Origin of the sequence: Sinorhizobium glycinis, from assembly GCF_001651865.1 — a bacterium.
GTDB classification, from domain to species: Bacteria; Pseudomonadota; Alphaproteobacteria; order Rhizobiales; family Rhizobiaceae; genus Sinorhizobium; species Sinorhizobium glycinis.
In genome coordinates, this window is the sequence record NZ_LPUX01000068.1 from 54,353 (window position 1) to 75,528 (window position 21,176).

A 21,176-nucleotide genomic window follows, 5' to 3' on the forward strand; every position below is an offset into this window, starting at 1 on the left:
CGAAAACTCAGTCGCCGAACCGCCGGGCCACCCAGGAATAGCCATCTTCCATGTAATGCACCGGGGCACTGACGATCGCCTGCAATTTCTGACGGTCAGGCACCGCGCCGCTCAGCCATGTCAGGGCGCGCTTCGGCAGGCCCGGCTTTTCCTCTTGCTTGGCGGGAAGCGTTGTCGCTTGCTGCGGCGCCGCGTTGACCTCCGGCGCGACTTTGGGGGTCTGCCCAGGTTCTGTAGAAGCCGTCATGTCCGACCCCGATGTTTCGCATACCGCCACGACCACCGGATAGTTCCTGTTGGAGAACTTCGGGAGTTCCCTTTGGGATTCGGTGTCGCACTGGGCGATCGACGGCCAGGCGCCGTTCACGGTCGAGATGTAGTGGCACTGCGTGACATTGTCATCGCAACCGAGAATTGTCATGACGATCAGGGCGGCTTTCATGTCTTGGGTCCGTTTAGAGGTCTGTTGTCCCAACCTTATGGAGCTTCGATTCTTTCCGAAGTAGGGCAGAATTGCCGTCCCGCAAAACAATTTGTTTCGCTTCGTCACTCGGGTTGATTGCAATATTCTGCGCCGTTTGACGTATTGGCGCCGTTCGTCACTCAGGTTAGTTTCCATCCGGTCGATCGCACGGGACGACATGATTTGCGTTGAGGCTTTGGGATGACCGTCATCATTATTGCCGAGGAACCGCCGCGCCAGCCGGCCATCCTCCGCCTGCTCGAACTCTCCGATGCCTATGCGGCATCGCTTTATCCGGCCGAAAGCAACCATCTGGTCGATGTCTCGACTCTGGAGAGGCCGGGGGTGTCCTTCTTCGTGGCGCGAAACCATGGCGAGATCGTCGGCTGCTGCGCGCTTGTCGACGCCGGCGACGGCACGGCGGAGATCAAGCGGATGTTCGTCGATTCGCGGGCGAGGGGACTGAAAGTCGGCAAACGGCTTCTTGCTGCGCTCGAAGCCAAGGCAGAAAGATTGGGCCTGGCCGCGGTCCGCCTCGAGACCGGCATATACCAGCCGGAAGCGATCGGCCTCTACAAGTCGTCCGGCTATATCGAGCGCACGCCCTTCGGTAGCTATCTGCCCGATCCGCTGAGCCTGTTCATGGAGAAGACATTGGGGCAGGCGGCGGCTTGAGCGGGAGGGGACGTTTTTTGCCCCTCATCCCGCTGCCGCGACCTTCTCCCCGTTTTGACGGAGAGGAGGGACGATGCCGCAGGCTCCCGGTCCCCTCTCCCCGCTTGCGGGGAGAGGGCTAGGGTGAGGGGCAATCACGAGTCTCGCCGTTGACAGGGAAACCGCCTCAAATATCCAGATTGTCGGCGAACACCGCGCGTTCCTGGATGAAGCGGAAGCGGGCGTCGGCTTTCGTCCCCATCAGGTTGTCGACGGCCTCGCGCGTGCCCTCGAAATCGACGTCGTCGACCTCTACCTTGAGCAGGGTCCGGTTGGCCGGATCCATGGTCGTTTCCTTGAGCTGAGCCGGCAACATCTCGCCGAGGCCCTTGAACCGGCCGATCTCGACCTTGCCGCGGCCGTTGAATTCGGTGCGCATCAGTTCTTCGCGATGCGCGTCGTCGCGGGCATAGAGAGTCTTGGAGCCCTGGCTCAACCGGTAAAGCGGCGGCACGGCGAGATAGAGATGGCCGCCACGAATGAGTTCCGGCATCTCCTGATAGAAGAAGGTGATCAAGAGCGACGCGATGTGGGCGCCGTCGACGTCCGCGTCGGTCATGATGATGACGCGCTCGTAGCGAAGATCCTCCTCGCGATACTTCGACCGCGTGCCGCAGCCGAGCGCCTGGACGAGGTCGGTGATCTGCTGGTTGGCGCCAAGTTTTTCGCGGCCGGCACTGGCGACGTTGAGGATCTTGCCGCGCAAGGGCAGTATCGCCTGGTTGGCGCGGTTGCGCGCCTGCTTGGCCGAGCCGCCTGCCGAGTCGCCCTCGACGATGAAGAGTTCAGCGCCTTCCGCGGTGTTCTGCGCGCAGTCGGCGAGCTTGCCGGGCAGGCGCAGCTTGCGCACCGCGGTCTTGCGATTGACTTCCTTTTCCTTGCGCCGGCGGACGCGCTCTTCGGCACGCTCGATCACCCAGTCGAGAAGTTTTGCGGCCTCGGTCGGATTGTCGGCAAGGTAGTGGTCGAACGGATCGCGAAGCGCGTTTTCGACAATGCGCTGCGCCTCGACGGTGGCCAGCTTGTCCTTCGTCTGGCCGACGAATTCCGGCTCGCGGATGAAAACCGAGAGCATGCCGGCCGCCGAGATCATCACGTCGTCGGTGGTGACGATTGCGGCGCGTTTGTTCTGCGTGAGCTCGGCGTAGTTCTTCAGGCCCTTGGTCAGCGCGATGCGCAGCCCCGCCTCGTGCGTGCCGCCTTCCGGCGTCGGGATCGTATTGCAATAGGAGTGAACCTGCTGGTCGCCGCCATACCAGGTCACCGCCCATTCGAGCGAGCCGTGTCCACCGGCCTTTTCCGATTTGCCGGCGAAGATCTCGCGGGTGACGGTGAATTCCTTGCCGAGCGTCGCGGCCAGATAATCCTTGAGACCGCCTGGGAAATGGAACACGGCCTTTTCCGGCGTCTCCGAACCTTCCGGCAATAGCGACGGGTCGCAGGACCAGCGGATTTCGACGCCGCCGAAGAGATAGGCCTTGGAGCGGGCCATGCGGAAGAGCCGCGCCGGCTCGAAACGGGCATGCGGGCCAAAGATCTGCGGGTCCGGATGGAAGCGGACCTTCGTGCCGCGGCGGTTATGCACCTCGCCAAGTTCTTCGAGCCCACCCTGCGGAATGCCGCGAGAGAAGCGCTGGCGGTAGAGCTTGCGGTTGCGCGCCACTTCGACCTCGAGCGAGTCCGACAGCGCGTTGACGACGGAAACGCCGACGCCATGCAGGCCGCCCGAGGTCTCGTAGGCCTTGCCGTCGAACTTGCCGCCGGCATGCAGCACCGTCATCACCACTTCGAGGGTCGACTTGTTGGGGAACTTCGGATGGTTTTCGACCGGAATGCCACGTCCGTTGTCGGTCACCGTCAGGAAGCCTTCGGCGTCGAGGTTCACATCGATGAAGTTGGCGTGGCCGGCGACGGCCTCGTCCATCGAGTTGTCGATCACCTCGGCGAAGAGGTGGTGCAGCGCCTTCTCGTCCGTTCCGCCGATATACATGCCGGGGCGGCGGCGCACCGGTTCCAGTCCCTCAAGGACCTCGATGGCAGAAGCGTCGTAATCGCTGCCGTCGCTGTTGCGGGGCGCGGGGCGCGCTGCATCGTTGCCGGCGGCAGGCGCCGGCTTGCGCGGCACGGCGGCGTCGGCCGGCTTCGGCTGCAAAGGCATGGCGGAAAAGAGATCGCTGCTGTCGTCCATGAAGAGGTTAGATCATTCCTGTCGTCTGTATCGGCGAGGGCATAGCAAGACCGCGTCGCCGTCGCTATCCCTTGCGGCGCGAATCACCCGAATTCTGCCAGAGTCTTGCCGAAAGCGCGAACAAAAGGCGAATTTGCGGCCTCAGTGTTGCGTAGTGATGGTGCCGATGGCAAGGCATATGCCGAACGAGGGAGCCCATCGGGTGTCTATGTCCACAATTGTTTTCGCAGTCCGGTGCCTGCTAGCCCCGGTGCTTTTTTCAAGCGTTGTCGCTTCGGCAGAAGCCGAGCCGTTGCAGCCCTACAAGGATGCCTTGTTCGGCTACCCCGGAGTCCTGCGGGAGGAGGATGGCGGCGATTTCCGTGTCGTCGACTATCAGGAACTCAGGGACATCAACGGGCGCGACCAGATACCGGAGCGACGCGTCAAGCGGAGCTATGTGTCGCTTGGCGTAAAGAGTAGGCAGGTAAACGAGACGCTGGACCTTGGCGGCCGTTCTCTCGACGTCACGCGCGTCGGTCCCGGCCGCGGCGCTGCCTTCACGGTGATCTTCATCCATGGACGCGGCGGTGACCGACGCCTCGGAGCCAACGACTTTTCCTTCGGCGGTAATTTCAACCGCCTCAAGAACCTGGCGGTCGGCAATGGCGGCACTTACTATGCGCCGAGCGTGCGCTCCTTCGATGCGGCAGGCGTGGCTGATGTCGCGGCGCTGATCCGCTTTGCCGCGGAGCGATCCGCGAGCCGGCCGGTGGTGCTGTCCTGCGCCTCCATGGGCAGCTTCATCTGTTGGGGCGTCTCGCGCGATCAGAAGGCGACCGCGATGCTCAGCGGCATGATGGTGATGGGCGGGGTCGCGGATCCGGAGTTTCGCAAGAGCGCCGCTTACAAGGCAAGGCTGCCGATGCTCTTCAGCCATGGCAGCCGTGACAGCGTTTATCCGGCCGAAGCACAGGTTGCGCTCTATCGCTCCCTGAAGAACAAGAACTATCCCGCTCGCCTCGTGCTGTTCGAGACCGGCTCGCACGGAACGCCGGTGCGCATGACCGACTGGCGGGATGCGTTGAACTGGATTCTTGATCGCTGAGCTCTCGCGGTCGTCGTTGGAACCTGGAATGAGCATCGACAAGTTCGAAAGCCGGTGGTGGATGGAGAAGCGGCCCCAAGGCGCCATCTCGCCGGACGACTATGAGGATCGGCTCGGGACGGTCGCGCCCAAGGCGTACCTGCCCTTTGGCAATGGCCTGAGTTATGGCGACGTCTGCCGCAATGATCGCGGCACGCTGATCGACAGCGCGAGACACGGCCGCATCCTGGCCTTCGATCCGGGGACCGGAGTGATCCGCTGCGAAGCCGGCGCCACGCTCGTCGACCTTCTCCTCAGGGCGATACCGCATCGCTTCTTCCTGCCGGTAACGCCGAGCACGGGCTTCGTCACGGTCGGCGGCGCCGTCGCCAATGACGTCCACGGCAGGAATCATCCTGCCCGCGGCTCCTTCGGCAGTCACGTCCGACGCCTGACGCTGCTGCGCTCGAACGGCGAACGCTTGATCTGCTCTGCCAGGGAGAACGCCGAGCTCTTCGCCGCCACGATCGGCGGCATGGGCCTGACCGGATTGATCCTCGATGTCGAACTGCGGCTGATGAAAGTTCCGTCGCCGCACGTCCAACAGCACGCGATTCGCTTCGAAAATATCGACGAGTATTTCGCGCTCGTCGATCGCGTTGGCGAAGAGCACGAATATTCCGTCGCCTGGATCGATCAGCTCGCGACCGGCCGGCGGGCGGGCAGGGGGATACTCTTTGCCGCCGATCACGCCGATGCATCCTGCGAATATCCGGATATTCCTAAGGGACTGAAGCTCTCATTGCCGTGGTCTTTGCCGCTCAGCACGTTGAATTCCCTCACGCTGAAGGCATTCAACGAGTACCGCTTTCGCAGGGAAGCGCCGCAGGAAACCGTTTCGACGGAGAAATGGACGTCCCACTTCCATCCGCTCGACCGGCTCGGTGCCTGGCACCGGCTCTACGGACGCCAGGGCCCTTGTCAGCACCAAAGCGTCTATCCGGCCGAGAATGCCAAGGAGACCACGGTCCGGCTCATGGAGACCGCGCGAAAACATGGCCACGCGTCCTTCCTGACGGCCCTGCACCGTTTCGGAGACGCTCCGGGGCGGGGACTTCTGTCCTTCCCCCGGCCGGGCTTTTCCCTGACTTTGGACTTCGCCAATCAAGGCGAAGCAACCGTTAAATTGTTCGAGGCTCTCGACCGCATCGTCGTCGAAGTCGGCGGTGCGGTGAACCCGAGCAAGGACTTCCGCATGAGCCGCGATGTCTTCGAGGCGTCCTTCCCGTCGTGGCGAAAACTGGAAGTATTGCGCGATCCGGCCATGGTTTCGGAGTTCTGGAGACGCACCGCGCTCGCTCTCACGACTTGAGCGCTTCAGCGCCTCAGTCCTTTGATGTCCATGTCGAACTCGACCACGTTGGAATAAATGGGCGTGCCGACGTCCATGCCATAGGGTGCGCGGCGGATGCTGCCGCGGATGGTGAAGGAGATCGAACGCCTGTCCCAATCGGTCAGGGTGACGGCAAAGCGTTCCTTGCGTGTCTTGCCGCGCGCAGTCATCGCACCCTCGACGGTTGCCCGATCGGGCCCGGTCTGTGTCACGCTGGTCGAACGGAAGGTCACCGTCCGAAAGTTGGCTGTGTCGAAGACCGCGCTGGAACGCAGAAAATTCTCGATGCGGCGCTCTCTCGCCCTGACACTATCCGGAAAGAGCGTGAACTCCACCGACGAGTGCGCGACATTGCCGCCATCTATTCGGAACTTTCCGGAAAACTTTGCGAAGTTGCCGGCGATGCCGCCGCCGCCGCCCGTCTGCCCAACAGTGAAATGGATGCGCGAGGAACTGGAGATACTGTAGCTGCCGGCCGCATCCGCAAGCGACGGCGCCTGTGCGCGCGCCGGTAGAGCAATAGTCATCAATGCGGAGAGTGCCGTCAGGGCGAGGTTGCGACGACCAATCATGGATCATTTCCTTCCAGCAGCGGCATTATCGGCTTCTCGACCATCGACCGCCCCCACATCGCTCGAGCCCAGGCGGGAGCGCAGCATGCGGATCAGCACTTCATCGCCTCGGACGAAATGATGGTAGAGCGCCGCTGCCGCGTGTATGGCCACAAGGGCAAGCATGACATAGGCGAGAAACGCGTGCGTGATGGCCCAGAATGCTTCCGAGCTCTCGGATTGCGACAACGGCAGATGCGGTATGACGATGATGTTGAAGTAGAAGCTCGGCATGTTCAACGTCGAGGCGGAGGCGACGGCCCAGCCGGCCAGCGGCGTGATAAGTCCAAGGATGATCAATATGCCGTGCGTTTCGCGCGCCGCGAAATTTTCGAATGGGCGGAGGCCTGGCACGGGCCGCGGGGTTCGGTCTGCCAGCCACCAGATCGCTCTCAGGGCCGCGAGCCCCAATGCGGTGAAGCCGAGCGACTTGTGCCACTGATAGAGCGAAAACTGCAGAGCAGGATCGATCTCGATGCGCCGCATGACAAATCCGATCAGCATCAGGCCGAGGATCAGCAGCGCGATCGTCCAGTGCAGCACGATCGTTATCGTTCCGAAGCCATTCTCGCCATTGCGCAGCATTGGGTGACTGGACCAACTGGTCTTTCCGTTGACGTGAGACGCCCCAAACCGCGGTTTTATTCGGAACGTTGGCGCCCGGAATCTGCGTGCGGGTGCTTTCATTTGCCCGACCGATTTGCTAGGCCGCTTGCCCGAGAGGCCCTGATCCCGGAGGAAGTTTCATGACGCCCGATATCCGCCCGCTTGTTGCCGGCAACTGGAAGATGAATGGTACGCGTGGATCGCTGGACCAGATCAAGGCAATGGCCGAGGGCGTCAAGGGTGAACTGTCCGCCAAGGTCGAGACGCTGATCTGCCCGCCGGCGACGCTGCTTTATGTTGCAACGGCGCTTTGCGACGACAGCCCGCTGATGATCGGCGCTCAGAACTGCCATCAGAAGCAGTCGGGCGCCCACACCGGCGATATTTCCGCCGAGATGATCGCCGATTGCTTCGGCACCCATGTCATCGTCGGCCATTCCGAACGCCGCACCGATCATGCCGAGACCGATGCGCTGGTAAGGGCAAAGACTGAAGCCGTGCATGCGGCCGGGCTCGTCGCCATCGTCTGCATCGGTGAGACCGAAGAAGAGCGCAAGAGCGGCAAGACGCTCGACGTCCTGAAGCGCCAGCTCGCCGAAAGCCTGCCGGATGGCGCGACGGCTGAGAGCACCGTCATCGCCTATGAGCCGGTCTGGGCGATCGGCACGGGCCTGACTCCGACCGTGGGAGACGTGGAGGAGGCGCATGCCTTCATGCGCGCGGAACTTGTCTCGCGCTTAGGTGCCGAGGGCGGCAAGATGCGCATCCTCTACGGCGGCTCCGTCAAGCCTTCCAATGCGAAGGAATTGATGGGCGTCGCCAACGTGGACGGCGCACTGATCGGCGGCGCCAGCTTGAAAGCGGAAGACTTCCTCGCCATCTACAGGGCCTATGAAGAATTGACTGCGTGATCGCCGCGTGGGGCTGGCGGGGGCTTGGAATGGCCGTCTGCTTGGTATAAAGAGGCGCGAAATTTGCGCGCGGTCCGCTCTGTGGCCGCGATCGTTCGATTCGAATGCCCCGCAGAGGGCAGGACTGGAAGCTGATGCAGACCGTACTCCTCGTCATCTATCTCATGGTCGTCGTCGCCCTGATCGGCGTCGTTCTCATTCAGCGTTCAGAAGGTGGCGGTCTCGGCATCGGCGGCGGTTCGGGCTTCATGTCCGCCCGCGGCACGGCCAATGCCCTGACCCGCACGACGGCGGTTCTCGCCTTCCTGTTCTTCGCCCTGGCACTCGCGATGGGTATCCTGGCGCGTTACGAGCCGCAGGCCACCGACATTCTCGAGCGTATTCCGGGCACCAGCTCGAGCGGCGGCGTGCTGGATTCGCTCGGTGGCGGCCAGACGGCGCCGGCTGGTGGCAACCCGCAGGCGCCGGCGGCCGGAAACGGTGCCGACAACGCTGCTCCGGCTGGCGGTGCGGCTGCTCCCCAGGTGCCGGCAGGTGCTGCGCCCGCGGCTCCCGCCCCGGCAGCTCCGGCCCCGGGTGCCAACGGCAATACCGGATCGCAAGTTCCGAGCGGCCAGTAAGGCCGAAGTTCCGAAGAACCCGCCGGCGGATGTTTCATCCGCCGGTTTTGTTTTGTGTGAAATCTGCCGCGACGCGAAACGGAAAAATTCGGGAAGACGAATTTTTTCGGTGGCGGAATCGTTTGTGAAAAGGTATCCGGTGACTCCCATGGCGCGATATGTATTCATCACTGGCGGCGTGGTCTCCTCCCTCGGAAAAGGCATCGCTGCGGCCGCTCTTGGAGCGCTGCTGCAGGCGCGTGGCTACCGCGTGAGGCTGCGCAAGCTCGACCCCTACCTCAACGTCGATCCGGGCACCATGAGCCCGACGCAGCATGGCGAGGTGTTCGTCACCGACGACGGGGCGGAAACCGACCTCGATCTCGGCCACTACGAACGCTTCACCGGCCGGTCGGCGACGAAGACCGACAACATCACCACGGGCCGGATCTACAAGAACATCATCGACAAGGAGCGGCGCGGCGACTATCTCGGCGCGACGGTTCAGGTGATCCCGCACGTCACCAACGAAATCAAGAACTTCGTCACCGACGGCAATGACGACTATGATTTCGTCATCTGCGAGATCGGCGGCACCGTCGGCGATATCGAGGCGATGCCCTTCATGGAGGCGATCCGCCAGCTCGGCAACGACCTGCCGCGCGGCACCGCCGTTTATGTCCACCTGACGCTGATGCCCTATATTCCGGCGGCGGGCGAACTGAAGACTAAACCGACCCAGCATTCGGTCAAGGAACTGCAGGCGCTCGGCATCCATCCCGACATTCTGCTCGTGCGCGCCGACCGCGAAATTCCGGAAGCGGAGCGCCGCAAGCTGTCGCTCTTCTGCAATGTCCGGCAGTCCGCGGTTATCCAGGCGCTCGACGTGGCATCGATCTACGATGTGCCGATCGCCTATCACAAGGAAGGCCTCGACAACGAGGTGCTCGCCGCCTTCGGCATCGAGCCGGCACCGAAGCCGCGCATGGAAGCCTGGGAGAATGTGGCGCACCGGATCCGGACGCCCGAGGGCGAGGTCACGATCGCGATCGTCGGCAAGTATACCGGCCTCAAGGACGCCTATAAGTCGCTGATCGAGGCGCTCTATCACGGCGGCATCGCCAACCGCGTCAAGGTCAAGCTCGAGTGGATCGAATCGGAGGTCTTCGAGAAGGAAGACCCGGCGCCCTATCTCGAGAAGGTCCACGGCATTCTCGTTCCCGGCGGCTTCGGCGAGCGCGGATCGGAAGGCAAGATCAACGCAGCGCGCTTTGCCCGCGAACGTAAGGTGCCCTATTTCGGCATCTGCTTCGGCATGCAGATGGCAGTCGTTGAAGCCGCCCGCAACCTCGCCGGCATCGAGAAGGCATCCTCGACCGAGTTCGGCCCCACCAAGGAGCCGGTCGTCGGCCTGATGACAGAGTGGGTCAAGGGCAACGAGCTCGAGAAGCGCTCCGCCTCTGGCGATCTCGGCGGCACCATGCGCCTCGGCGCCTATCGTGCAGCCCTCAAGCCGACCACCAAGATTGCCGAGATCTACGGGTCGACCGACATCTCCGAGCGCCATCGCCACCGTTACGAAGTCAATGTCGACTACAAGGATCGGCTGGAGTCCTGCGGCCTGGTGTTCTCCGGCATGTCGCCGGACGGTGTGCTGCCGGAGACGGTGGAATACAACGACCATCCCTGGTTCATCGGCGTTCAGTACCATCCGGAACTGAAGTCGCGGCCGCTTGAGCCGCACCCCTTGTTCGCAAGCTTCGTTGAAGCGGCGCTGGAACAGTCGCGGCTGGTGTAGTCGGGGAGACGGCGCGGGTCCGTTACCACTCAGCTGCGCCGCGGTCTTCTGATGCGGCGGCGAGAGTAGGCGGGAGCGTGAGCCTTGCCGATCTCCCCCACAAGGGGCCACAAGGGGGGAGATTGGCAAGACGCACGCTCCCTGTCTGCTCGCCAACCGCTTGAGTGATACTCATCAGCGTTGATCGCCGCCCTACGACCGCCGCGCTTGCAATCGTCGGTCAAAAGTTGCAAACAGCGGCAAACCGGTCATCAGGGAAACCACCATGAACCTGCCAACGCGCACCGCCCGCCCGCTCGACCATCTCGTGCTGCCGGTGGCCGATCTCGCGCGGGCAAGGCGGCGCCTGGGCGATCTCGGCTTCACCATCGCCGAGGATGCGCGCCATCCCTTCGGCACTGAAAACGCCTGCGCCTTCTTTTCGGACGATACCTATCTGGAGCCGCTCGCCATTGCCTCCCGCGAGGATTGCGAGGCTGCTGCCCTTGCCGGCAATGCCTTTGTCGCGCGTGATCATGCGTTCCGTTTTCGGCAGGGCCCCGAAGGCCTGTCGGCAATCGTGCTCGGCACGCCGGATGCGGCCACCGATCACATCCGCTACCGGTCCTGCGGCATCTCTGGCGGCGAGATGCTGGAATTCTCCCGGCCCATGCGTCTGCCGGACGGACGCGAAGGGCTCGGCTCGTTCAGGCTGGCCTTTGCAGCCGACCTGCGGGCGCCGGACTTCTTCCTGTTCACTTGCCAGCGGATCCGCGCATTGCCGGTCGGCAGCGCGCTCACCAATCACGAGAATGGTGTGATCGGTATCGCCGAAGTGGTTCTCTCGGAGCCCAATCCGACGGACTTCCAGTATCTGCTGCAGGAGGCCGTCGACGAGCGCGAAGTCTCGGCTCATTCCTTCGGCATGGACATCCGGGCCGGCAGCGCCAAGCTGTCGGTGTTGAACCCCGCAGGCATCCAGGCCTTCTACGGCCGGTCGGTCAGCGCTACGGAGCGTGGCTTGCGCGGCCGTGCCGTGGTGTTCCGCGTCGCCGATCTCGAGGCGACGCGGGCGCTGTTCGCGCAGAACGATATCGAATTTGCAGAAATGGGCGGACGCCTCATTGTCCCGGAAGCGCCGGGGCAGGGGGTGATCTTCGCGTTTGGAGTGTGACGAATGGAAACCAATGCAAGGGTCGTCGTCGGCGAGGGTGCCGGCCAGGTGGTGTTCTCGCAGAAGGAGCGGCTGACCCTGATCGCCGGCCCCTGCCAGATGGAAAGCCGCGAACATGCCTTCGTGATTGCCGGCGAGCTTACCGAATTGTGCAAGTCGCTCGGCCTCGGCCTCGTCTACAAATCCTCATTCGACAAGGCGAACCGCACCTCGCTTTCCGGCAAGCGCGGCATCGGCCTTGAAAAGGCGATGGAGATCTTTGCCGATCTCAAGCGCGAATTCGGCTTTCCGGTGCTGACTGACATCCACACGGAAGAACAGTGCGCAGAGGTCGCCGAGACCGTCGATATCCTGCAAATCCCGGCCTTCCTGTCGCGCCAGACGGACCTGCTGGTTGCCGCCGCAAAGACCGGGCGCGCGATCAACGTCAAGAAGGGCCAGTTCCTCGCGCCCTGGGACATGAAGAACGTGCTTGCCAAGTTCACGATGAGCGGCAATCCGAACGTCCTTCTCTGTGAGCGCGGCGCGTCCTTCGGCTATAACACGCTGGTTTCCGACATGCGCTCGCTGCCGATCATGGCGGCGCTCGGAGCGCCCGTGGTCTTCGACGCGACCCATTCGGTGCAGCAGCCGGGCGGGCAGGGTGGTTCCTCGGGCGGTCAGCGCGAGTTCGTCGAGACGCTGGCGCGGGCGGCCGTTGCGGTGGGGGTCGCCGGCGTCTTCATCGAGACGCACGAGGATCCGGACAACGCCCCCTCCGACGGTCCGAACATGGTGCCGCTCAAGGACATGCCGCGGCTTCTCGAAAAGCTGCTTGCCTTCGACGCGATCGCCAAGGCTTGAGTGTATGGACCGGTGTCGCCCGCGTGAAATTTTCATGACGGGCGATGGTCCTCCATCCTTCCGGCGCCGCGCGCCATTGTAATTTCAGGGCCATGAATTAAGACAGGCCCACCATCATCATCGTCCACAAGCAGGGAAGAGATCATGACTGCAATCATCGACATCATCGGCCGCGAGATCCTCGACAGCCGCGGCAATCCGACCGTCGAGGTCGATGTCCATCTCGAAGACGGCAGTTTCGGCCGCGCCGCAGTTCCCTCGGGCGCTTCCACCGGTGCGCATGAGGCGGTCGAACTGCGTGACGGCGGGACCCGCTATCTCGGCAAGGGCGTCGAGCGCGCCGTCGACGCGGTCAACGGCGAGATCTTCGAAGCGATCGGCGGTCTCGATGCCGAGAACCAGATCCAGATCGACAAGACCATGATCGAGCTCGACGGCACGTCGAACAAGTCGCGCCTCGGCGCCAACGCCATTCTCGGCGTGTCGCTCGCCGTCGCCAAGGCCGCCGCGGAAGCTGCCGGCCTGCCGCTCTACCGCTATGTCGGCGGCCCGAACGCGCATCTCCTGCCGGTGCCGATGATGAACATCATCAATGGCGGCGCGCATGCCGACAACCCGATCGACTTCCAGGAATTCATGATCATGCCGGTTGGCGCCGAGACGCTGAAGGACGCCGTCCGCATGGGCTCGGAAGTCTTCCACACGCTGAAGAAGCAGCTTGCCGCCGAAGGCCACAACACCAATGTCGGCGACGAAGGCGGCTTCGCACCGGGTCTTGCCTCGGCGCCGGCGGCGCTCGACTTCATCATGAAGTCGATCGAGAAGGCCGGCTACAAGCCGGGCGAAGACATGTACGTCGCACTCGACTGCGCCTCGACGGAATTCTTCAAGGACGGCAAATACGTCCTCGAAGGCGAAGGCCGTACGCTCGAGCCGGGCGCAATGGCCGAGTACCTCGCCGAGCTTGCCGCCAAGTACCCGATCATCTCGATCGAAGACGGCATGGCCGAAGACGACTGGGACGGCTGGAAGGCGCTGACCGACCTCATCGGCAACAAGTGCCAGCTCGTCGGAGACGACCTGTTCGTCACCAACTCGGCACGGCTGCGCGACGGCATCAAGATGGGCGTTGCCAACTCGATCCTCGTCAAGGTCAACCAGATCGGTTCGCTGTCCGAGACGCTCGACGCCGTCGAGACGGCGCACAAGGCGCGCTACACCGCCGTCATGTCGCACCGTTCCGGCGAGACCGAGGATTCGACGATTGCCGATCTCGCGGTTGCCACCAATTGCGGCCAGATCAAGACCGGCTCGCTGGCCCGTTCCGACCGGCTTGCCAAGTACAACCAGCTGATCCGCATCGAGGAGCAGCTCGGTCTTCAGGCGGCCTATGCGGGTCGTTCCATCCTGCGCGGCTAAGCAAAAGACGTCTGGCTACCGCGCGGCCCCTCATCCCGCTGCCGCGACCTTCTCCCCGCTTGCGGGAGAAGGGATATGCCGCGCCGCCCACGTCCCCTCTCCCCGCCTGCGGCAGAGGGCTAGGGTGAGGGGCAATTTCTCCGCCAGCCATGCGGCACATCGCAAACCGACGATCCAACCCGCCCGCCCCACGGCTGGCGGGTTTTCACTTTTCCTTGCCATTCATGGTCAACGGTCGGTTAATCAATCGACGCTAGTCTGCCTTGGTATTGCGTAGCAGGGCATTGACGATGTGGACACGGCATCACAAGAAGCGGAGACTCGGGCGGCTGGTAGTGCCGGTGATCGCGGTCGCCTTTCTTTCATACTTCGGCTATCATTCGATCCATGGCGGTTACGGCTTGAGGGCGACGGAGGAGTTTGACCGCCAGATCGCCGAGCGGCAGGCACGGCTGGACGACCTCACTCAGAGGCGGCAAATCCTGGAAAAGGAGGTTCAGCTGATGAGTGACGGTTCGTTGGAAAGAGACATGCTGGATGAGAAGGCTCGCCTCGCGCTCAACATGTCGCGCAGCGATGAGATCGTCATTTTTCATCGCGCGTCGAATTAACTGAAATTCAGTTAATCAAGAATATCGCTTCGAAATCATGGCGTTACGCCGAATGATAGCCATGCAAATATGGCATTGCTGAGGCGCTCTTCTTTCCCTATGGTAGCCCACCAAAGGCTAACCATTGGGAGGAATGAATGGCTCCGCGAAAAACCGCGTCCGTCTCCAGCCGCAAGACCGCTGCCAAGCCGGCCAAGAAGGACTTCACCGGCGGCACGATCGCCGAATTCTCCAAGGAAGATGAACTGAAGGCCTACCGCGAGATGCTGCTGATCCGGCGTTTCGAGGAGAAGGCCGGCCAGCTCTACGGCATGGGCTTCATTGGCGGCTTCTGTCATCTATATATCGGCCAGGAAGCTGTCGTCGTCGGCATGCAGCTGGCGCTGAAAGAGGGCGATCAGGTCATCACCGGTTATCGCGATCACGGCCATATGCTGGCCTGCGGCATGAGCGCCCGGGGCGTGATGGCCGAACTCACCGGTCGCCGCGGCGGCCTTTCCAAGGGGAAGGGCGGCTCGATGCACATGTTCTCCAAGGAGAAGCATTTCTACGGCGGCCATGGCATCGTCGGCGCGCAGGTATCGCTCGGCACCGGCCTCGCCTTTGCCAACAGGTATCGCGGCAACGACAATGTCAGCCTCGCCTATTTCGGTGACGGCGCCGCCAACCAGGGCCAGGTCTACGAGAGCTTCAACATGGCAGCTCTGTGGAAACTGCCGGTGATCTACATTGTCGAAAACAACCGTTACGCGATGGGCACCTCGGTGTCGCGCGCCTCGGCGCAGACCGATTTCTCGCAGCGCGGCGCCTCCTTCGGCATTCCGGGCTATCAGGTCGACGGCATGGATGTTCGCGCCGTCAAGGCGGCAGCCGACGAGGCCGTCGAACATTGCCGCTCCGGCAAGGGCCCGATCATCCTCGAAATGTTGACCTACCGCTACCGTGGCCACTCGATGTCCGACCCGGCGAAGTATCGCTCGAAGGATGAAGTGCAGAAGATGCGCTCGGAGCATGATCCGATCGAGCAGGTGAAGGCCCGCCTGATGGAAAAGGGCTGGGCGAGCGAGGACGAACTGAAGCAGGTCGACAAGGACGTTCGCGATATCGTTGCGGACAGCGCCGATTTTGCCCAGTCTGATCCGGAGCCGGATGTATCCGAGCTCTACACCGACATCCTGCTTTGATCCGGGGAGGGACGAATATGCCAGTAGAAATTCTCATGCCTGCCCTTTCCCCGACGATGGAGGAAGGCACGCTCTCCAAGTGGCTGAAGAACGAGGGCGACAAGGTGGCCTCCGGTGACGTCATCGCCGAGATCGAGACCGACAAGGCGACGATGGAAGTCGAAGCCGTCGACGAGGGCACGATCGGCAAGCTGCTGATTGCCGCCGGCACCGAAGGCGTCAAGGTCAATACGCCGATTGCCGTGCTGCTCCAGGACGGCGATGCCGCCGGTGATATCGCCACCGCCAAGGCGGAAGCGCCGAAGCCGGCAGCGGTTGAGGCTCCAGCGGCTGCACCGGCCCCGGCCCCTGTCGCGGCCCAGCCGAAGGCGGAAGTTCCGTCCGATCCGGCGATCCCGGCCGGGACCGAAATGGTCACGATCACGGTTCGCGAAGCGCTGCGCGACGCGATGGCCGAAGAGATGCGCGCCAATGACGACGTCTTCGTCATGGGCGAGGAGGTCGCCGAATACCAGGGCGCCTACAAGATCACCCAAGGGTTGCTTCAGGAATTCGGCCCGCGCCGGGTGGTCGACACGCCGATCACCGAGCATGGCTTTGCCGGCATCGGCGTCGGTGCGGCGATGACCGGCCTGCGCCCGATCGTCGAGTTCATGACCTTCAACTTCGCCATGCAGGCGATCGACCATATCATCAACTCGGCCGCCAAGACGCTTTACATGTCCGGCGGCCAGATGGGCGCGCCGATCGTCTTCCGCGGCCCGAGCGGTGCGGCGGCTCGTGTCGCCGCCCAGCACTCGCAGTGCTATGCCGCCTGGTACAGCCACATTCCTGGCCTGAAGGTCGTGATGCCTTACACGGCAGCGGACGCCAAGGGCCTGCTGAAGGCCGCCATCCGCGATCCGAATCCGGTGATTTTCCTCGAAAACGAAATTCTCTACGGCCAGTCCTTCGCAGTGCCGAAGCTCGACGATTTCGTACTGCCGATCGGCAAGGCCCGCATTCATCGCGTCGGCAAGGACGCGACGATCGTCTCCTTCGGCATCGGCATGACCTATGCGGTCAAGGCCGCGGCCGAGCTCGAGGCAAAGGGCATCGATGTCGAAATCATCGACCTTCGCACCATCCGCCCGATGGACCTGCCGACCGTCATCGAATCCGTCAAGAAGACCGGTCGCCTTGTCACCGTCGAGGAAGGCTACCCGCAGTCCTCGGTCGGAACCGAGATCGCCACCCGCGTCATGCAGCAGGCCTTCGACTATCTCGATGCGCCGATCCTGACGGTCGCCGGCAAGGACGTGCCGATGCCCTATGCGGCCAATCTTGAAAAGCTCGCCCTGCCGAGCGTCGCCGAGGTTGTCGATGCGGTGAAAGCCGTCTGCTACAAGTAAGAGAGGGACGTTCGATGCCAATCAACATCACTATGCCTGCCCTCTCGCCGACGATGGAAGAAGGCAACCTCGCCAAGTGGCTTGTCAAGGAAGGCGACAAGGTCAAGTCCGGCGACGTCATCGCCGAGATCGAGACCGACAAGGCGACGATGGAAGTCGAAGCCGTCGATGAAGGCACCGTCGCCAGGATCGTCGTTCCGGCCGGCACCGAAGGCGTCAAGGTCAATGCGTTGATCGCGGTCTTGGCCGCTGACGGCGAGGACGTCACAACGGCCGCCAAGGGTAATGGCGCTGCGGCGCCGGAACCGGCTGCGAAAGCGGAAGCACCTGCTCCGGCAGCGCCTGCCGCAGCACCTGCGCCGGCCGCAGCCCCAGCTGCGCCGGTCGCATCGGCAGCGCCGGCACCGGCCGCTGGTGACGCAAAGCGCGTCTTCTCGTCGCCGTTGGCGCGGCGTCTTGCCAAGGAAGCAGGCATCGACCTCTCCGCAATTGCCGGTTCCGGCCCCTATGGTCGCGTCGTCAAGAAGGATGTGGAGACTGCCGTGTCGGGCGGCGCCGCCAAGCCGGCCGCAGCACCGGCTGCCGCTCAAGCACCGGCCGCTGCACCGCTTGCCAAGGGCATGTCAGAGGACGCCGTTCTCAAGCTCTTCGAGCCGGGCTCCTACGAGCTCGTCCCGCATGACGGCATGCGCAAGACGATTGCCAAGCGGCTGCAGGAATCGAAGCAGACGATCCCGCACTTCTACGTCTCCGTCGATTGCCAGCTCGATGCGCTGCTGGCGCTGCGTGCCCAGCTCAATACGGCTGCGCCCGAGAAGGACGGCAAGCCGGTCTACAAGCTCTCGGTCAACGACATGGTGATCAAGGCGCTGGCGCTGGCGCTGCGTGACGTCCCGGACGCAAACGTCTCCTGGACCGACAGCAACATGGTCAAGCACAAGCACGCCGATGTCGGCGTTGCCGTGTCGATCCCGGGCGGCCTGATCACGCCGATCGTCCGCCAGGCGGAGTTGAAGAGCCTGTCCGCCATCTCCAACGAGATGAAGGATCTCGGCAAGCGCGCCAAGGAGCGCAAGCTGAAGCCGGAGGAATACCAGGGCGGCACCACCGCGGTTTCCAACATGGGCATGATGGGCGTCAAGGACTTTGCCGCCGTCGTCAACCCGCCGCATGCCACGATCCTCGCGGTCGGTGCCGGCGAGGAGCGCGTCATCGTCAAGAACAAGGAGATGGTCATCGCCAACATGATGACCGTAACGCTCTCGACCGACCATCGCTGCGTCGATGGCGCGCTCGGCGCCGAACTGCTTGGCGCCTTCAAGCGCTACATCGAAAACCCGATGGGCATGCTGGTGTGATGCGATCCGGACCGGCATCCTGCCGGTCCGTCCTTTCCTGACGTCTTGTGCATGTCGTTGCCCCAAAACCGCTGCACACTTTAGGGCGACATGCATCAAATGCGAGTAGGCAGATGAAGACAGTCCTTTGCTACGGTGACAGTCTGACCTGGGGCTATGACGCGGAGGGCCCGGGTCGCCACGCGCTCGAAGATCGCTGGCCGACCTTGCTTCAGAAAGCGCTCGGTTCCAGTGTGAACGTCATCGCCGAGGGGCTGAACGGCCGCACCACGGCTTATGACGACCACCTCGCCGATTGCGACCGCAATGGCGCGCGTGTCCTGCCGACCGTGCTGCACAGCCATGCGCCGCTCGACCTCATCATCTTCATGCTCGGCTCGAACGACATGAAGCCGATAATCCACGGCACGGCCTTCGGCGCCGTCAAGGGCATCGAGCGTCTCGTTCGTCTGGTCCGGCGGCATGACTGGCCCGTGGAGACCGAGGAGGGGCCGGATATCCTCGTCATCTCGCCGCCGCCGCTTTGCGAAACCGCCAACGGCGCCTTCTCCGCCATGTTTGCCGGCGGCGTCGAGCAGTCGGCAATGCTGGCTTCGCTCTATCGCGATCTCGCCGACGAGCTCGACTGCGGCTTCTTCGACGCCGGCTCGGTCGCCCGGACGACGCCGCTCGACGGGGTTCATCTCGACGCCGAGAATACCCGAGCGATCGGCCGGGGCGTGGAGCCGGTCGTCCGGATGATGCTCGGGCTTTGACGATGGCGGCTGGCGCGACCTTGAGACCGGCAATGCGAAGCGAGGCGGCGGAACTGGCGATCCTCGTCGATATCGCCTCGCACGGCTTTGCCTCCTGGCTGTGGTACGGCGGCGTCTTGAGCAAATCGGCGGAAACCGCTTTCGAACACGGCCGGAACCGGATGCGTCAGGATAGTGGCCTGGGAACGTGGAGGGACGCGGTCGTTGCGGTCCTCGGAGACGAGATCGTCGGGGTTGCCATCTCCTACGCTATCGACACGTCGATCAGTGAGATTGAGCCGAAGCATCCGGTGCTTGCGCCCCTGCTTGCGCTGCAGAAGCAGGTGGTCGGCCACTGGTTTATCGACAGCCTTGGCGTCTACACGGCGCATCGCGGCAAGGGGATTGGCCGCGCCCTGCTCGAGAACGAATTTTCCCGCGCCGGCAAGGCGCCGGTGAGCCTGATCACCGAGAGCCACAACGACAAGGCGCAGTCGCTCTACAGGGTGAAGGGCTTCGAAGAGGTGGCGCGCGCTAGAGCCGTGCCGCTTTTCGAAGACAGCAGGAAACACGATTGGGTGCTCTTCACCCGCAAGCTCGCTTGAAACAAAGGTAGGAAACACATGGCTGAGAATTACGACGTCATCGTTATCGGTTCGGGCCCGGGCGGCTATGTCACCGCCATCCGCTCGGCGCAACTGGGCTTGAAGACGGCGATCGTCGAGCGCGAGCATCTGGGCGGCATCTGCCTTAACTGGGGCTGCATCCCGACGAAGGCGCTGTTGCGCTCCGCCGAGATCCTCGACCACGCCAATCACGCCAAGAACTACGGCCTGACGCTCGAAGGCAAGATGACCGCCAACGTCAAGGACGTCGTCGCCCGCTCGCGCGGCGTATCGGCGCGGCTCAACGGCGGTGTCGCCTTTCTCATGAAGAAGAACAAGATCGACGTGATCTGGGGCGAGGCCAAGCTGACGAAGCCCGGCGAGATTGTTGTCGGCGCGCCGTCGAAGCCCGCCGTCCAGCCGCAGAATCCGGTTCCGAAGGGCGTCAAGGGCGAGGGCACCTACACGGCCAAGCACATCATCATCGCGACCGGCGCGCGGCCGCGGGCGCTGCCCGGCATCGAGCCGGACGGCAAGCTGATCTGGACCTATTTCGAGGCGATGAAGCCCGAGGAAATGCCGAAGTCGATGGTCGTCATGGGCTCCGGTGCGATCGGCATCGAATTCGCGAGCTTCTACCGCTCCATGGGCGTCGACGTCACGGTCGTGGAACTCCTGCCGCAGGTCATGCCGGTGGAGGATGCGGAGATCTCCGCCTTTGCCCGCAAGCAGCTCGAAAAGCGCGGCATGAAGATCTTCACCGATGCGAAGGTGACGAAGGTGGACAAGGGCGCCAACGACGTGACCGCCCATGTCGAGACGAAGGACGGCAAGGTGACGCAGATCAAGGCGGATCGGCTGATCTCCGCCATCGGCGTCCAGGGCAATATCGAGAACCTCGGCCTCGAGGCGCTGCGCATAGAGACCAGCCGGGGCTGCATCGTCACGGACGGTTATGGCAGGACGAACGTCCCCGGCATCTATGCGATCGGCGACGTCGCCGGCCCGCCGATGCTGGCGCACAAGGCCGAGCATGAGGGCGTCATCTGCATTGAGAAGATCGCTGGCGTCCCGGGCGTTCATGCGCTTGACAAAAGCAAGGTCCCGGGCTGCACCTATTGCGACCCGCAGGTTGCCTCCGTCGGCCTCACCGAGGCGAGGGCCAAGGAACTCGGCCGCGACATTCGTGTCGGACGCTACAGCTTCGGTGCGAACGGCAAGGCAATCGCGCTCGGCGAAGACCAGGGCCTGATCAAGACGATCTTCGACAAGAAGACCGGCGAACTGCTCGGTGCTCACATGGTCGGTGCGGAGGTGACCGAACTGATTCAGGGCTTCGTCGTCGCCATGAACCTGGAGACGACCGAGGAAGAGCTGATGCACACGATCTTCCCGCACCCGACACTCTCGGAAATGATGAAGGAAAGCGTGCTCGACGCCTACGGCAAGGTGCTGAACGCCTGATGACGCGCATCCTGGAACTTTCAATCTCCTCACGCATTGCTTGCAGGGTGTCATCAATGCGGGGA

General features: G+C 63.1%; 20 protein-coding genes. 16 read left to right on the top strand and 4 right to left on the bottom strand.

Annotation, left to right across the window (positions count from 1 at the left end):
* Window positions 1-7: 7 nt before the first annotated feature.
* A complete protein-coding gene (locus tag AU381_RS26710; RefSeq protein ID WP_064244619.1) occupies window positions 8-442 on the bottom strand; it encodes a hypothetical protein in 435 nt (144 codons plus the stop codon).
* A gap of 222 nt (window positions 443-664) precedes the next feature.
* On the opposite strand from AU381_RS26710, the gene AU381_RS26715 reads away from it, so the two are divergent.
* Entirely contained in the window at window positions 665-1,138 is a 474-nt protein-coding gene (locus AU381_RS26715; RefSeq protein ID WP_064244620.1) for a GNAT family N-acetyltransferase, read from the top strand.
* Between the two features lie 166 nt (window positions 1,139-1,304).
* Here the strand turns inward: AU381_RS26715 and parE are convergent, their stop codons facing one another.
* Entirely contained in the window at window positions 1,305-3,365 is a 2,061-nt protein-coding gene (gene parE / locus AU381_RS26720) for a DNA topoisomerase IV subunit B (RefSeq protein ID WP_064244621.1), read from the bottom strand.
* A 166-nt stretch (window positions 3,366-3,531) separates the two neighbouring features.
* Here parE and AU381_RS26725 point away from each other — a divergent pair, with 166 nt between their 5' ends.
* Together AU381_RS26725 and AU381_RS26730 are read left to right on the top strand one after the other, a co-directional pair.
* A complete protein-coding gene (locus AU381_RS26725; RefSeq protein ID WP_064244788.1) occupies window positions 3,532-4,452 on the top strand; it encodes an alpha/beta hydrolase in 921 nt (306 codons plus the stop codon).
* Window positions 4,453-4,480: 28 nt separating this feature from the next.
* Complete coding sequence (locus tag AU381_RS26730; RefSeq protein WP_064244622.1) at window positions 4,481-5,803, top strand: FAD-binding oxidoreductase; 1,323 nt, start codon at window positions 4,481-4,483, stop codon at window positions 5,801-5,803.
* A gap of 5 nt (window positions 5,804-5,808) precedes the next feature.
* Here AU381_RS26730 and AU381_RS26735 read toward each other — a convergent pair whose 3' ends face one another.
* Together AU381_RS26735 and AU381_RS26740 are read right to left on the bottom strand one after the other, a co-directional pair.
* On the bottom strand, window positions 5,809-6,396 hold the full coding sequence (locus tag AU381_RS26735) for a YceI family protein (protein ID WP_064244623.1): 588 nt from the start codon (window positions 6,394-6,396) through the stop codon (window positions 5,809-5,811).
* 3 nt (window positions 6,397-6,399) lie between these two features.
* Entirely contained in the window at window positions 6,400-7,020 is a 621-nt protein-coding gene (locus AU381_RS26740) for a cytochrome b (RefSeq protein WP_064244624.1), read from the bottom strand.
* A gap of 161 nt (window positions 7,021-7,181) precedes the next feature.
* On the opposite strand from AU381_RS26740, the gene tpiA reads away from it, so the two are divergent.
* The 13 genes from tpiA (at window position 7,182) to lpdA (ending at window position 21,111) form a co-directional block, all read left to right on the top strand.
* A complete protein-coding gene (gene tpiA, locus AU381_RS26745) occupies window positions 7,182-7,952 on the top strand; it encodes a triose-phosphate isomerase (RefSeq protein WP_064244625.1) in 771 nt (256 codons plus the stop codon).
* A 134-nt stretch (window positions 7,953-8,086) separates the two neighbouring features.
* Window positions 8,087-8,572 carry a preprotein translocase subunit SecG gene (secG, locus tag AU381_RS26750; protein WP_064244626.1) on the top strand — a complete coding sequence of 162 codons (486 nt, stop codon included), beginning with the start codon at window positions 8,087-8,089 and terminating at the stop codon, window positions 8,570-8,572.
* A gap of 139 nt (window positions 8,573-8,711) precedes the next feature.
* Window positions 8,712-10,349, top strand: coding sequence for a CTP synthase (locus AU381_RS26755; RefSeq protein ID WP_162273474.1), 1,638 nt, complete (start codon window positions 8,712-8,714; stop codon window positions 10,347-10,349).
* Between the two features lie 265 nt (window positions 10,350-10,614).
* Window positions 10,615-11,502 carry a VOC family protein gene (locus AU381_RS26760; RefSeq protein ID WP_064244628.1) on the top strand — a complete coding sequence of 296 codons (888 nt, stop codon included), beginning with the start codon at window positions 10,615-10,617 and terminating at the stop codon, window positions 11,500-11,502.
* Window positions 11,503-11,505: 3 nt separating this feature from the next.
* A complete protein-coding gene (gene kdsA / locus AU381_RS26765) occupies window positions 11,506-12,345 on the top strand; it encodes a 3-deoxy-8-phosphooctulonate synthase (RefSeq protein WP_064244629.1) in 840 nt (279 codons plus the stop codon).
* A gap of 144 nt (window positions 12,346-12,489) precedes the next feature.
* Complete coding sequence (gene eno / locus AU381_RS26770) at window positions 12,490-13,764, top strand: phosphopyruvate hydratase (protein ID WP_037423149.1); 1,275 nt, start codon at window positions 12,490-12,492, stop codon at window positions 13,762-13,764.
* A 290-nt stretch (window positions 13,765-14,054) separates the two neighbouring features.
* Window positions 14,055-14,375 (top strand): FtsB family cell division protein, encoded by a 321-nt coding sequence (locus tag AU381_RS26775; RefSeq protein WP_064244630.1) that lies wholly within the window; start codon window positions 14,055-14,057, stop codon window positions 14,373-14,375.
* A 137-nt stretch (window positions 14,376-14,512) separates the two neighbouring features.
* Entirely contained in the window at window positions 14,513-15,559 is a 1,047-nt protein-coding gene (gene pdhA, locus AU381_RS26780; protein ID WP_064244631.1) for a pyruvate dehydrogenase (acetyl-transferring) E1 component subunit alpha, read from the top strand.
* Window positions 15,560-15,576: 17 nt separating this feature from the next.
* Complete coding sequence (locus tag AU381_RS26785; protein WP_064244632.1) at window positions 15,577-16,950, top strand: pyruvate dehydrogenase complex E1 component subunit beta; 1,374 nt, start codon at window positions 15,577-15,579, stop codon at window positions 16,948-16,950.
* 14 nt (window positions 16,951-16,964) lie between these two features.
* Entirely contained in the window at window positions 16,965-18,308 is a 1,344-nt protein-coding gene (locus AU381_RS26790; protein WP_064244633.1) for a pyruvate dehydrogenase complex dihydrolipoamide acetyltransferase, read from the top strand.
* A gap of 113 nt (window positions 18,309-18,421) precedes the next feature.
* Window positions 18,422-19,063: an SGNH/GDSL hydrolase family protein gene (locus AU381_RS26795; protein WP_064244634.1), complete on the top strand. Its 642-nt coding sequence runs from the start codon at window positions 18,422-18,424 to the stop codon at window positions 19,061-19,063.
* A gap of 2 nt (window positions 19,064-19,065) precedes the next feature.
* Window positions 19,066-19,647: a GNAT family N-acetyltransferase gene (locus tag AU381_RS26800; protein WP_064244635.1), complete on the top strand. Its 582-nt coding sequence runs from the start codon at window positions 19,066-19,068 to the stop codon at window positions 19,645-19,647.
* Between the two features lie 18 nt (window positions 19,648-19,665).
* Entirely contained in the window at window positions 19,666-21,111 is a 1,446-nt protein-coding gene (gene lpdA, locus AU381_RS26805) for a dihydrolipoyl dehydrogenase (protein ID WP_064244636.1), read from the top strand.
* The last annotated feature ends 65 nt before the right edge of the window (window positions 21,112-21,176 follow it).

What these genes read in the sequence shown, in the direction of transcription:
- AU381_RS26730 (WP_064244622.1), top strand. Translation starts at nt 4,481, where the DNA reads ATGAGCATCGACAAGTTCGAAAGCCGGTGGTGGATGGAGAAGCGGCCC.
- parE (WP_064244621.1), bottom strand. Translation starts at nt 3,365, where the DNA reads ATGGACGACAGCAGCGATCTCTTTTCCGCCATGCCTTTGCAGCCGAAG.
- AU381_RS26785 (WP_064244632.1), top strand. Translation starts at nt 15,577, where the DNA reads ATGCCAGTAGAAATTCTCATGCCTGCCCTTTCCCCGACGATGGAGGAA.
- AU381_RS26710 (WP_064244619.1), bottom strand. Translation starts at nt 442, where the DNA reads ATGAAAGCCGCCCTGATCGTCATGACAATTCTCGGTTGCGATGACAAT.
- AU381_RS26715 (WP_064244620.1), top strand. Translation starts at nt 665, where the DNA reads ATGACCGTCATCATTATTGCCGAGGAACCGCCGCGCCAGCCGGCCATC.
- AU381_RS26775 (WP_064244630.1), top strand. Translation starts at nt 14,055, where the DNA reads ATGTGGACACGGCATCACAAGAAGCGGAGACTCGGGCGGCTGGTAGTG.
- AU381_RS26795 (WP_064244634.1), top strand. Translation starts at nt 18,422, where the DNA reads ATGAAGACAGTCCTTTGCTACGGTGACAGTCTGACCTGGGGCTATGAC.
- pdhA (WP_064244631.1), top strand. Translation starts at nt 14,513, where the DNA reads ATGGCTCCGCGAAAAACCGCGTCCGTCTCCAGCCGCAAGACCGCTGCC.
- AU381_RS26760 (WP_064244628.1), top strand. Translation starts at nt 10,615, where the DNA reads ATGAACCTGCCAACGCGCACCGCCCGCCCGCTCGACCATCTCGTGCTG.
- lpdA (WP_064244636.1), top strand. Translation starts at nt 19,666, where the DNA reads ATGGCTGAGAATTACGACGTCATCGTTATCGGTTCGGGCCCGGGCGGC.
- AU381_RS26725 (WP_064244788.1), top strand. Translation starts at nt 3,532, where the DNA reads ATGGCAAGGCATATGCCGAACGAGGGAGCCCATCGGGTGTCTATGTCC.
- eno (WP_037423149.1), top strand. Translation starts at nt 12,490, where the DNA reads ATGACTGCAATCATCGACATCATCGGCCGCGAGATCCTCGACAGCCGC.
- kdsA (WP_064244629.1), top strand. Translation starts at nt 11,506, where the DNA reads ATGGAAACCAATGCAAGGGTCGTCGTCGGCGAGGGTGCCGGCCAGGTG.
- AU381_RS26790 (WP_064244633.1), top strand. Translation starts at nt 16,965, where the DNA reads ATGCCAATCAACATCACTATGCCTGCCCTCTCGCCGACGATGGAAGAA.
- AU381_RS26740 (WP_064244624.1), bottom strand. Translation starts at nt 7,020, where the DNA reads ATGCTGCGCAATGGCGAGAATGGCTTCGGAACGATAACGATCGTGCTG.
- AU381_RS26800 (WP_064244635.1), top strand. Translation starts at nt 19,066, where the DNA reads ATGGCGGCTGGCGCGACCTTGAGACCGGCAATGCGAAGCGAGGCGGCG.
- AU381_RS26735 (WP_064244623.1), bottom strand. Translation starts at nt 6,396, where the DNA reads ATGATTGGTCGTCGCAACCTCGCCCTGACGGCACTCTCCGCATTGATG.
- secG (WP_064244626.1), top strand. Translation starts at nt 8,087, where the DNA reads ATGCAGACCGTACTCCTCGTCATCTATCTCATGGTCGTCGTCGCCCTG.
- tpiA (WP_064244625.1), top strand. Translation starts at nt 7,182, where the DNA reads ATGACGCCCGATATCCGCCCGCTTGTTGCCGGCAACTGGAAGATGAAT.